A 12,970-nucleotide genomic window follows, 5' to 3' on the forward strand; every position below is an offset into this window, starting at 1 on the left:
TCGACTGCGCTCAGCATGACATGTGGGAAGATTGCTTCGTCGTACCTCCTCGCAATGACGAAGGGAGAAAGTTTGCTTCGTACCTCGCAATGACGAGAGGAGAAAGATTGCTTCGTTCCTCGCAATGACGCTGGCCCTCGCAATGACGGGATTACCCCCCAGTATCCATCAAAGACTTACTATTCTCTGCCATCCTGATAAACTCTGCCCTATATCCCTCATCATCTTTTCCTTTGGCAGCTTTTGCTCTAGCGATCAAACTGGCAAAACTCGCTTTTTGTTTAAATTCTGAATTACGAATCAACATCCCAAACTCCGCAACTGCGGTTGCAAACCTAAAATCTTCACTTGCTGCATCAATACCAACAGCCTTATCCGACACCACCACTTGCTGCAATTTGCTCACCTCACTTTTCGGATCCTTATACCTGAACTTCACCGTAGCCAATTCGCCATTCAAAGCACCTGCTTTAGATTTTCCATTTTCCTGATATTTCAAGGGATCAACCGTTCCAATAGCCGAACTCTTCACCCCTACCGGAACAATCTCATAGATCGCAGTGACCGCATGCCCTACTCCCATATCTCCTCCCAATTTCTGGTCATTATTAAAATCTTCAGCGGCCAATAACCTATTCTCATACCCCACCAATCGGTAAGCCTGCACATAAGCCGGATTGAATTCCACTTGGATCTTCACATCCTTCGCCACCGTGAACATCGTTCCACCAAATTCAGTGACCATGGCTTTTCTGGCTTCCGCAATATTATCAATATAAGCATAGTTACCATGACCTTTATTCGCCAAGATCTCCATCTTACTATCCTTCAGGTTTCCCATACCATAGCCCAGAACGGTTAAATGCACACCACTCTCCCGCTCTCTGCTGATCAGGCTTTCCATATCCTCATCCGAAGATGCACCCACATTGAAATCCCCATCAGTTGCCAATACAATACGGTTATTTCCATTCTTCAGAAAATTTTCCCGCGCTATATTATAGGCCATCTTAATTCCCGCGCCACCAGCGGTTGAACCACCAGCTTCCAATTCATCGATCGCATTTTTAATGGTCATCTTCTGATCACCAGCAGTACTTTTTAATTTCAACCCAGCTGAACCCGCGTAGGTTACAATGGCTACCTTATCCTCTGGTCTTAATTGATCCACCAATAATTTTAGGGACGATTTCACCAATGGCAAACGATTATGTCCAAACATAGAACCAGACACATCAATCAAGAACACAAAGTTGGATGCTGGAAGCTTTTCTGTAGGCATATTTTTAGCTTTAAGTGCTATACGCATCAGTTTATGCTCTTTATTCCATGGCGAAGTCGCCAACTCGGTAAAAATCTTTACTGGATCCCCATTGGTTGGGGCAGGCAGATTATATTGAAAATAGTTGATCATCTCCTCTACCCGTACCGCATCTTTCGGCGGCAGAGTTCCCGAATTGATCATCCTACGTACATTACTGTATGATGCGGCATCCACATCTACTGCAAAAGTGGATAAAGCTTCTTTCAGTGGTGAAATAAACTTATTCTCATCAATGTTTTGATAGGATTCTGATTGCACAGGACTTGGAATACCCCGAACCACCATCCCGGGATGGTGGGATGCCACAACTGCCCCTACACGTTTTTGCGCTTTCACCTGCCCATATCCCATGACTGTTACTTCCTCTAACTGCATAGAACTCGCATCCATAAAAACCTCTAAATTCAATTTCTTGGCGATTTTTACGGTCTTGGTTTCAAATCCTAGGTAGGAAAACTCCAATACATCCCCTTTATCTGCCTGGATCTTAAAATACCCGTTCTTATCCGAGGTAGTGGCAAGGTTTTTCCCTTGTACCATAATCTGCACCCCAACAATGGGCTGTTTATTCGAATTATCCTTCACAAAGCCGGTAATTTCGGCTGCAATGGCTTGGCTCATACCTCCTAGGGCAAACAGCAAAGCGAAAACATATAGTAATCTTTTCATAGCGCGTTGATTTTTGACAAGGGATGCAGAAAAAAACAAATTTCCATAAACGAGAAAAAAAAATTAATTTTCAGCTTTTATAAAGCCGTAGCATTTTGTCGAAACAGACCATCCATACCGATGAGGAACTGCTCCAAGCCTTTCTGCAAGCTGGAGAACTTACCTATTTAGGTGAGCTGTTTCAACGGCACAGCGAAATGCTATACTATGTATGCCTCCGATACTTCAAAGAACCGGAAAGAAGCCGGGACGCCGTTATGCAGATTTTCGAAGAACTGATCGAAAAGGTAAAGAAACAGGATATCCAAGATTTTCCACGTTGGTTATATGTTGTTGGCAAGAACCATTGCCTGATGGCCCTGCGTTCTGCAAAAAATAAAATGGAAATTGTTACAGACAGTTTTGTGGAATTTGGGGTAAACCTGCATCAGGAGGAAAACTATCAGGACAAGGAAGAGCAACTTTCCCAATTGGAACGTTGTATCGAGGTGCTGATCGATAAACAAAAACAGAGTATTCAACTCTTCTTTATAGAACAGAAGTGCTATAAAGAGGTTTCAGAAATAACAGGCTATAGCTTGAATGATGTAAAGAGTTATATTCAGAACGGGAAGCGCAATCTGAAGAACTGCATGGAAAGGAGTGGAAATGAATAATCATTTTGATATTGCTTATTTAAGGAAATATGTAAACGGGGAACTGAGTCCTTCGGAGATGTATGCCCTTGAAAAGGCATCCCATCAGGATGAATTCTTGATGGACATCATCCTTGGTTTGGAGCAGGAGAAGGCACTGGGCGAATCTGAATTGCTGGATAAAAAGGATCTTGATTCTGCTATTTATGAACGTACGCATCCGAAGAAGATCCAAAAAATGGGTTATATACGTTGGATATCTATCGCAGCTGCCTTGGTATTGGCATTTGGGATTGGTCTTACCTGGTATCTAAATCGTGATGTGGAGCAGGAAACAATGGAGGAAAGCATTGCCGCGGCAGATCAGGCGGCACCGATGGATAGCCCTACGAATGTAGCTCCGATAGATAGTTTGGCGGATGAATTGTTCGAGCCTGAACAGGAAATAGCCATGCTGGAAAAGAAAGCGCCTCAAAGGCGGGCATCTAAAGATGCTGTTGTAGAAATTCAGCGGCCGAAATTGAGATTTCCAGATGCACCAGTGGCTACAGAGGCAGATCGGATGGGTTTTGGAAGATGGCGGGATACGTCTTATGATTTCCGGAATGAGGATATGATTGTGGATAATAGGATTGCAGGAAAAGTTTCGGGGGTACAAACTGATAATCAAATTGTTATCCGGGGAATCAATAGTATAGCGAAGAAGGAAACTATTACTGGAGCTGTTGCGCGGGTTGGTTCTGCCCAGGACAAAAAGACCATCGTAACGGGATTGGTGTTGGATCAGGTTTCAGGGAGACCATTGGATCATGTGACGGTTAGGGATGTTCAAACGAATGAAATTGCCATTACAGATTCTTCTGGTCAATATATTATGCCTTTGTCGGCAAATAGCCAAGAATTGGAATTGATTTCTTTAGGATATGAGAGTAAGCGTATAATCGCAAGTAATAATAAGGTGGTACAGCTGGCCCCATCGAATCAGAGTTTGGATGAGGTTGTTGTTGTTGGAGTAAGTGGTAGAGCGAGAAAAACAAAATCAGAGCCTTTGGCGGGTTGGTCGGCTTTTAGGAAATACCTAGAGGATCAGACTGGTCAATCTTTATTGGGTAAAGGGGCTGTGACCTTGGTGTTTGATGTTTCTAATGCGGGAAGGCCGGTGGAAATACAGGTTAAGAAATCTAGTAATGCGGTGTTGAACCAGAGGGCTATTCAGATTATCTCGAACGGCCCGGATTGGAGCTTGGGTAATGATGGGAAGAAGGTAGAGGTTAAGGTGGAGTTTAGGTAGTTTTTGCAGACTTTGCGAGAGCTTTTCGCGTCATTGCGAGAACTTCGTCATTGCGAGGAGGCACGACGAAGCAATCTTTAGCCATGTCATGGTGAGCGTAGTCGAACCATCTATTCGTGTACTACCGTACAGATCCTTCGACTTCTCTAAGGATGACATTGGGCGCCGCATATCGAAAGATTGCTTCGTCGTGCCTCCTCGCAATGACGGGTAAAGTTCAAAGACGTATAGTTCCTCACGATAACCAGATTAAAACCTATACATGCATCCTTGCCAATGGCGCTATATCCTGCCCTACAAAATCCTTTTTCAAAAACTTCTGATAACCCGCTATCGCAATCATTGCTGCATTATCCGTACAATACTCAAACTTCGGAATAAACACCTTCCAACCATACTTCTCACCCATTTCCAACAAGCCCTTCCTCAACCCCGAATTCGCAGAAACACCACCCGCAATAGCAATCTCCTTCACTCCTGTTTCCTTCGCCGCCTTCTTCAATTTATTCAACAAAATAGAAACAATCCTACTCTGCACGGATGCACATAGATCATCCATTCGCTCCTCCAAAAAACGAGGATCCTTCTTCAACTCTCCCTGAACCAAATAAAGTATCGCCGTCTTCAGACCCGAGAAACTAAAATTCAAGTCCGGAATCTGAGGCTCCGGTAATTTAAAAGCCTCCGGATTTCCATTTTGTGCATGTTTATCGATCAATGGTCCACCAGGATAAGGCAGATCCAATATCTTCGCTGTTTTATCAAAAGCTTCTCCAGCAGCATCATCCAGGGTCTCCCCCAACAATGCCATTTCAAAATAATCCTTTACCAGCACGATCTGCGTATGTCCACCAGAAACCGTTAAACATAAGAACGGAAAATTAGGCTTAGGATCATCAATAAAATGCGCTAGAATATGTGCCTGCATATGGTTCACCTCGATCAAAGGAATATTCATCGCCAAGGCAAAAGACTTCGAAAAGGAGGTTCCTACCAATAAAGAGCCTAAAAGTCCAGGTCCACGCGTAAATGCTACTGCATCTATCTCATTTTTATGTATTTTTGCCTCAGCAATAGCTTGATCTACCGTAGGGATGATATTCTGCTGATGTGCTCGGGAGGCTAACTCCGGAACCACACCACCATATTTCGCATGTACTGCTTGACCAGCTATAATATTTGCCTTAATTTCGCCGTCTATACAAATAGAGGCCGAAGTTTCATCACATGAAGATTCTATTCCGAGTATGATGGCCATTTTGAGAGAGTAATTTAAATAAAGTACAAAAGTATCAAAAAAATACTGAAAATAACGTTGATTTGCCTGCTCAGCATCCTTGCATTGCTGTCGATCGTGTTATTCTCGCTTCAGTTCTCTTCCGTGCAGACCTATGTGAGCCATAAGGTCGCCAATTACCTGTCCAAAGAGTTAAAAGCTGATGTTAAGGTGGAACGTGTATATTTCCGACCATTTTCAGAACTCACCCTTACTGGATTTCAGATTTCCGATCAATCGGGCAAGCCATTGCTTTCTGCCAAAGAACTGCATGCCAACCTCATGCTTCGCAAGATTTTGGAAAACAAGATCACCATTGAGGAAATCAGTATCGAGGAAGCAAAAGCCAACCTGCATTTCTATAAAGACAGTTCAAATTTTAAGTTTTTGGTCGATTATTTCGCCCCCAAGAAAAAGAAAGAAGGAAAACAGAGCAAGCCTTTGCAACTGCAACTGGATAATATTGTGCTCAAGAACAACCAGATCAAACTGGTCAACCATCGATTCAAACACCATAACCGAGGGGTTGATTTTTCCGATCTGGACATCATCAACCTTTCTGGCGCGATCAATGAGATCAAATTTGATACCCTAGGTTTTGAGGCTAATTTAAGAGCATTAACCCTGAAAGAAAAATCAGGTTTTCACCTGAAGGAACTCACTGCGCAGACGAAGATCAGCTCCACCTCCATGGAATTTGATGATCTGAAACTCATCAGCAACAACTCCTCCTTAAGCCGCTATTTAAAATTCACTTATTCCAAATTTGCTGATTTCGGCGATTTCATCAATAAAGTGCAGATTGAAAGCACCTTGGAAGATGTTTTTGTGGATTCCAGGGATATAGAATATTTTGCGCCTGACCTGAAGTTCGTCAAGTTCAAAACCCATATCATCCAGGCCAAGGTGGATGGAACCGTAGCGGAATTATACGCCAGCGATGCCCATCTGAAAACCGGAAAGGAAACGGAACTAAAGGGCGATTTCAGTATCAAGGGCTTACCCGATATCAACAGGACCATTTTTGATTTTGACCTGGAAAAACTGAACAGTTCAGCCAAGGATGTGGAACTCTTGGTGCCCCAATTGGCCAACCGTTCCGCTTTCAAGCTACCTGAACAATTACATGCCTTAGGACATCTACAGTTTGCCGGAACTTTCAAAGGGCTTTACAACCTGTTTGATGTGGAAGGTAACTTCCAAACTGCCTTAGGCGATATCATTGCCAAGACAAACATCAACCTTAAACAAGGCATACAATATCAAGGTCAACTCCAAAGCCCAGATTTTCAATTAGGTAAACTTTTGGGATCTAATAGCTTGAGACAAACCGGAATGGATTTCGATTTTCAAGGTAAAGGTCTGGAATTGGATCAATTGGAACTGAATCTGGCAGGAGATTTAAAAAACTTCCAGTTTGAGAATTACCAATATGATAGCCTATTCGTCAATGCGACCTTAGCGAACAGCATTATCCAAGCAGTTGGGGATATTAAAGATCCCCAGATCAGGTTGAGTTACGATGCTTCTATAGACCTTCAGCAACCGCAAATTTCTTACGACATTTACGCTGATATCGAACAGGTCAACCTGAAGAAAATGGGGCTGGTTAAAAAAGACAGCATCCTGATCTATAATACTAGCATCCACACTCAATTAAAAGGAAACAACCTGAACAATCTGGTGGGCGACCTTTATAGCGACCAGATCAATATGGAAACCAGTAAGGGCGAGTTTTCCATCAATGATGTTTATTTTTCGGCACAGGGTAATGAAAAGGACAGGCTTTTCAGTTTGAAGTCCAATGTGGCGGATGCGGAGATGCGCGGCTTGATCGATCTGAATACCATTGTTCCCTATTTTAAAGCCTTGGCGATGCGTTATGCACCAGCAATCGGCTTCGATCTGGAACCTTATAACCCCCAGATATTTGATCTGGAGTTCAACATTAAATCCTTTGAACCTGTGTCTGCGTTCTTGGACCCCAACCTGACCTTAGAAGATGGTGCTTATTTAGAAGCCCATTTTTCTTCGGAGGATTATACCGCTAAATTCCATGCTTTTAGTCCTTTGGTCAAATACAAAGGCATCAACCTGCAAAACCTAAATCTGCAGGAAAATGCGGATCAAGAGGCCTTTTCTCTTGACCTCAAGGCAGATCGGCTGTTTTTAAATGATAGTCTATATGTAAATAATATCGAGATCAACAATGTACTGGCAAAAGACAGCCTGATGTTCTCGGTCAATGCGGCAAATGAAACCGATGTAAATTACCTGCGATTGAATGGGAATATCCATTTTGCGCATAACAAACCCGCATACATCAAGTTCAATGAATCGACCATTGTGGTCAATAATGATCCTTGGGAATTCAACAAAGATGCAGAAATGCGTGTTTCTAAGGGGAAATTTTACCTGCAGAACCTGAAGGCCAGCCAGGGCAAGCAATTGTTGACCTTTAACGGGGTATTGTCCAATGAGGATGATAAATTGGATGTGGCTTTCAACCATTTCAACCTAAATTCCTTGGAAAGTATTCTTGCTCCTATGGGCATTCAGTTAAGTGGAGAGCTGAACGGAAATATTGAAGTGAATTCTATTTTCAGAAAACCATATCTATCTGCGGATGTAAGTACTACCCCTTTAGTTTATAATAAAATCCCCATCGGGCATTTGAAATTATTGGCGGATTATGTACCGGAATCCAAAGTAGCCAATTTAGATCTCCAATTATTGGATGAACTGAACCGAGGGCTTACTTTGAAAGGAACCTATCAAGTGGATGAGGGTGATCAGGAATTAAATCTGAAGGGCGATCTTAAGGAAGCAGAATTGATTTTGCTGCAACCTTTCGTCCGCAACCTGGCTTCTAATCTGGAAGGTAGGATCAATGCTGATATCCAGATCAATGGCACCCTGAAGAATCCATTGTTCAACGGAACGGCCAAGATTCAGAACGCATCGTTCAATGTGAATTACCTGAAAACGGCGTATAACTTCAGTAACCAGACGGCATTGGTAGACAAGAACAACATTATTTTGGATAATTTGACCTTCACGGATACCAAAGGGCATCAAGCGGTAGCGAATGGGAAGATCGATCTGAACAAATTAAACAATCCTTATATTGATGTGGATGTGGCCACCAATAATGTGATGATATTGAACACCACTTTCAAGGACAATAACCTTTACTATGGGACTGCCTTTGCTACGGGGAACTTTTTGTTCAAAGGACAGACCTCTGCTATCGACATCAATATCAAAGCAAGATCCGAGGCCAATACAGTCATCAGTATACCGTTTAACACAGCGATGACGGTATCTGACAGCGATTTCATCTATTTTGTGAGTAAGGATTCCAGTGAAAATAAAGAGAATGCTTCCAGGTACTTCCTGAAGGGCATGACCATGAATATGGACCTGGTGCTGACCCCCGATGCGGAAGTGAACCTACAGACTGATCTTGGATCTTTGAAAGGGACAGGTAATGGGGAAATCACCTTGAAGGTATCGAGTTTAGGGGATTTTGAGATGTTTGGAGATTATACCGTAAGTTCTGGAAAATTCCATTTTACGGCGCAGGATTTTATCAACAAATACTTTGACATCAAACAAGGGGGAACCATCCGTTGGACGGGCTCTCCGTCTGGAGCAACAATTAACTTGGTGGCACTCTATCAACAGCGAACATCGATCGGCGATCTGTATAATGCAGCCGGGCGAGCTGGGCAGGATGAACGCGTGTTGGCACAAGCTGATATGAACATCAAAGGTACGCTAAGCCAACCGGATGTTACTTTCGACTTGAATTTCCCGCAAAACCCGTATGTAAAGGATGAACTGCAGGCCTATTTAAGCGATGCGAACAATGTAAACCAACAAGCCTTGAGTCTGATTATCCGAAGAAGTTTTACAGCAAGTTCTTCCAATGATGTTGGTCGGGAGGTGAACAACACCTTATTGTCTGCCGGAACAGAGATCGCCTTCAATCAGCTTAATAATATTTTAGCGCAATCCTTGAATATTAATTTCTTGGATTTTAATATCCGTTCCTTCAATGATGCCTCAGCTTCCTTTAGGTTCTTCAATGATCGTTTGGTATTGACTGGTGGTATTGTGGACCGCAGGAATATACAGACCACCGATCTGACTTTTTTCTCCAATGAGGTAGCTACGGATGCGGAGTTGACCTATAGGGTGCGTAGGGATGGAAGTTTAGTTTTCCGGGCTTACAACCGTTTAAATACGAGGAATATTTTATTTACACCGACGGATGATTATATCAACGCGGTAGGATTGGTGTATCGGCAGGAATTCAATACCCTTGGAGAATTCTGGCGCCGGATGTGGACTTTCAAAACAAAACAGGATAGTATCAAACCTTTTTCTTTGCCAAGGCAGGATACGGTAAAGCATAACCTTAATCCATTTTAGTTGGCTATCCGTTTGTTTTTCTTCTAGTATACTTTAGTTTTTATTAAATAATTGGAATAAGGACTCCCATTCTTGATCAAGGGAACCGGTAAATTCAGGCTGCTTGGCCCGGTTGTACCAATACCTGGCATTCCATAGATCGCCCTCCACCCGATGCAAATAAGCATGTAGGTGTGCAGAAAGTAAATCCGTGAGTTGATCGACCAAGTCATGGGCAGTTTTCCAATCGCCTTTTGCATCATACCAAAGGGATTTTAGATGTACGGACCAGGAAGGATCGGGATGATTTTCTTTTAACGAAGCTTTGAATTCTTGAATAGTCATGGTTGAAATTAATCAATTATTTCGAGTACTAATAAAAAAATGGCTAGCCTTGAGGACTAGCCATTTCTTTTGTGTCTATTTAAATTTACTTGCCAAGGCTGCAAGTTTACTAGCCATATCGGTTTCGGGCTCAACCTCTCTCCTTCCATGGTTTCCCTTGCCATGCGACCTGTTACCCTGATCTCGTTTCCCTTGATCTGATTTTCCAGTCTCCCGGTAATCCGAACGCTTTCTTTGCCCTTTATCTTCTGTTTTCATGCTTAGGCTGATTCGGTTCCGGCGTTCATCTACCTCCGTCACCTGCACCATCACCTGTTGTTGCACTTTGACCACTTCATGTGGATCGGAAACATAATGATTCGCTAATTGACTTAAATGTACTAATCCATCTTGGTGAACACCTATATCCACAAAAGCACCAAAGTTTGTGATATTCGTTACGATTCCTGGCAGTTTCATGCCCACCTTCAAATCGCTGATTTTATTCACACCTTCCGTAAAGGAAAAGGATTCAAATTTCTCCCGTGGATCCAATCCTGGTTTAGCCAACTCGGCCATGATATCATTCAGGGTTGGCAATCCCACTTCCTCGGAGGTATAGTTTCTTAGGTTAACTTGTTTTCTAAGGCTATCATCCTTCATCAGATCCTCGATAGAAACCTTTAGATCTTTTGCCATCTGTTCCACCAACGCATATCGCTCTGGGTGTACTGCGGAGGCATCCAAAGGATGCGCTGCATTTCGGATACGGAGGAAGCCAGCTGCCTGTTCAAAGGCTTTATCGCCCAGTCTAGGCACTTTTTTCAACTCCCGACGGGATTTGAACGGTCCATTTTCTTTACGATAATTGACGATCTGTTGAGCCAATGCTGGACCTAATCCTGAGATATAGGCAAGAATCTGTTTGGAAGCGGTGTTTAATTCTACCCCAACTGCATTCACACAGGAAATCACGGTATCATCCAAGGCATTCTGTAATTTACCTTGGTCTACATCATGTTGATATTGACCTACTCCAATGGATTTTGGATCGATCTTCACCAATTCGGCCAAAGGATCCATCAATCTTCTACCGATGGAAACTGCACCACGAACGGTAACATCATAATCTGGGAACTCTTCCCTTGCGGTTTCTGAAGCAGAATAAATGGAAGCCCCACTTTCGTTCACCATCACCACCGTCACATTCGACAATTGTAATTTGCGGACAAAATCTTCTGTTTCACGGCCAGCTGTACCATTACCAATTGCAATAGCTTCCACATCGTATTTAGTAACTAAATGCTTGATGGTTTTCTCGGCCTCTGCCATTCCTCCGGCGCCATTGTGTGGGAAGATCGCCGTGTTCTCCAATAAATTCCCTTGCGCATCCAGTACCACGGTTTTACATCCCGTACGGAAACCTGGGTCAATCGCCAATAGACGTTTCTGACCAAGTGGTGCCGCCAATAGCAATTGGCGAACATTATCTGCAAAAACCTTGATCGCTTCTTCATCCGCACGTTGGCGAGTCAATACGCGAACCTCTGTTTCCATGGATGGTTTCAACAAACGCTTATAGCTATCCAATAGCGCAAGTTCAACCTGTTCGCTGGAACTGTTCTTGGCTTTGATATATTGTTTTTCTATACCCGGAAGCACTTGATCCTCTTCCACATCCACATCCAGGTACAATAATTCTTCTTTTTCGCCCCTACGCATCGCTAATACCCGATGGGATGGTGCATCTTTTAGGGATTCAGACCACTCGAAATAGTCCTTGTATTTAAGGGCTGCCTCCTCTTTTCCTGGCACCACCCTAGAAACAAACTTCCCTTTTTCCATCAGGATCTTTCTTGCATGAGATCGAACTTCGGCATCCTCTGCAATCTGTTCCGCTAGAATATCTCTTGCTCCTGCCAAAGCTTCTTCCAGGTTGTTCACCCCTTTTTCCGCATCGATATAGTCTGCAGCTGCTTCGTCAAGATCGATCTTATCCTGTGCTAATAGGATATCAGCCAATGGCTGTAATCCCTTCTCGCGCGCCATGGAAGCCCGTGTACGACGTTTTGGCTTGTATGGAAGGTAAATATCCTCCAGAATGGCCATGGTCTCGGCTGTTTTTACCTGCTCCTCTAAAGCAGGGGTCAATTTCCCTTGATCACTAATGGATTTTAAGACAGCTTCCTTGCGTTTATCCAGATCGCGTAATTGCTGAATGTGATCTCTGATCGCCGCAATCTGCACCTCATCCAAACTTCCGGTAACCTCTTTACGGTATCTTGCAATAAAAGGAATGGTAGCACCTTCATCCAATAGGGCCAATGTACTGTTTACTTGCTTTTCGCTAAGCGCTAGCTCTTGCGATACGATAAACTCGTGGGATGTACTCATAATCAAGTGTTATAGAAAAAATAAGCTGTTGAAGAACATCAACAGCTTAATGATTTATGCTTAAATATTGTTAGGCGTTTTTAGATGGATTTTCATCTGATGAAGTTTTACCTTCATCATGTTGTGTTTGGTCAGCAGATGGTTGATCTTCTGTAGCTGCCGTTTGGTCTACGTCTTTATTATCTTCAAAATGGTCGTTATAACCATAGCTGTAATAATCATCCTGTGTTGGGGTTGCATAAGGTTGATGGGTATATGTCCCGGCAGGAGCAGAAAAATGTGGAGTTTTCTTTTCTTTTACCTCTCCTTTTTCTGCCTGATCAGTACCTTGATTTGCTAAAGCCTCATCATTTTGGTAATTCGTAGATGTTTTTTGCTGCTCAGGTTCGCTTTCGATATTTGCTTTTACATCATCAATTTCCTTTTCAAAGTTATTGATCTGATCGGAAATCTCTCTTTTGATGCCTTCGGAAGCATCTTTAAATTCGCGTATACCTCTTCCCAATCCTCTCGCCAATTCAGGTAGTTTTTTCCCTCCGAACAACAACAACGCCACAATCAGGATCAACACCATCTCTTGGGTACCTATATTCAAAAACGCTAAATTCATTTCTTTTAAAAATTGTTAATAGAGCTAAGGT

Annotated in this window: 8 protein-coding genes; 3 read left to right on the top strand and 5 right to left on the bottom strand. The window is 43.0% G+C overall.

What is annotated here, in order from left to right; all coding sequences use genetic code 11:
• Positions 1-151 precede the first annotated feature (151 nt).
• Positions 152-1,993, bottom strand: coding sequence for a vWA domain-containing protein (locus E3D81_RS07800; RefSeq protein ID WP_134777036.1), 1,842 nt, complete (start codon positions 1,991-1,993; stop codon positions 152-154).
• A gap of 95 nt (positions 1,994-2,088) precedes the next feature.
• On the opposite strand from E3D81_RS07800, the gene E3D81_RS07805 reads away from it, so the two are divergent.
• On the top strand, positions 2,089-2,649 hold the full coding sequence (locus E3D81_RS07805; RefSeq protein ID WP_245153311.1) for an RNA polymerase sigma factor: 561 nt from the start codon (positions 2,089-2,091) through the stop codon (positions 2,647-2,649).
• Positions 2,642-3,919 carry a carboxypeptidase-like regulatory domain-containing protein gene (locus E3D81_RS07810; protein ID WP_134777037.1) on the top strand — a complete coding sequence of 426 codons (1,278 nt, stop codon included), beginning with the start codon at positions 2,642-2,644 and terminating at the stop codon, positions 3,917-3,919. The genes E3D81_RS07805 and E3D81_RS07810 overlap by 8 nt, the downstream gene beginning before the upstream one ends.
• Before the next feature lie 256 nt (positions 3,920-4,175).
• On the opposite strand, the gene tsaD is transcribed toward E3D81_RS07810, so the two are convergent.
• A complete protein-coding gene (gene tsaD / locus E3D81_RS07815; protein ID WP_134777038.1) occupies positions 4,176-5,177 on the bottom strand; it encodes a tRNA (adenosine(37)-N6)-threonylcarbamoyltransferase complex transferase subunit TsaD in 1,002 nt (333 codons plus the stop codon).
• Positions 5,178-5,234: 57 nt separating this feature from the next.
• Here tsaD and E3D81_RS07820 point away from each other — a divergent pair, with 57 nt between their 5' ends.
• On the top strand, positions 5,235-9,632 hold the full coding sequence (locus E3D81_RS07820; RefSeq protein ID WP_245153312.1) for a translocation/assembly module TamB domain-containing protein: 4,398 nt from the start codon (positions 5,235-5,237) through the stop codon (positions 9,630-9,632).
• Positions 9,633-9,665: 33 nt separating this feature from the next.
• Here the strand turns inward: E3D81_RS07820 and E3D81_RS07825 are convergent, their stop codons facing one another.
• The 3 genes from E3D81_RS07825 to E3D81_RS17600 form a co-directional block, all read right to left on the bottom strand.
• Positions 9,666-9,956: a hypothetical protein gene (locus tag E3D81_RS07825; RefSeq protein ID WP_134777039.1), complete on the bottom strand. Its 291-nt coding sequence runs from the start codon at positions 9,954-9,956 to the stop codon at positions 9,666-9,668.
• Positions 9,957-10,031: 75 nt separating this feature from the next.
• Complete coding sequence (locus tag E3D81_RS07830) at positions 10,032-12,329, bottom strand: Tex family protein (RefSeq protein WP_134777040.1); 2,298 nt, start codon at positions 12,327-12,329, stop codon at positions 10,032-10,034.
• 70 nt (positions 12,330-12,399) lie between these two features.
• Positions 12,400-12,939 carry a twin-arginine translocase TatA/TatE family subunit gene (locus E3D81_RS17600; RefSeq protein ID WP_134777041.1) on the bottom strand — a complete coding sequence of 180 codons (540 nt, stop codon included), beginning with the start codon at positions 12,937-12,939 and terminating at the stop codon, positions 12,400-12,402.
• Positions 12,940-12,970 lie beyond the last annotated feature (31 nt).

The organism is Sphingobacterium sp. CZ-2 (assembly GCF_004526235.1).
Lineage (GTDB): Bacteria > Bacteroidota > Bacteroidia > Sphingobacteriales > Sphingobacteriaceae > Sphingobacterium > Sphingobacterium tenebrionis.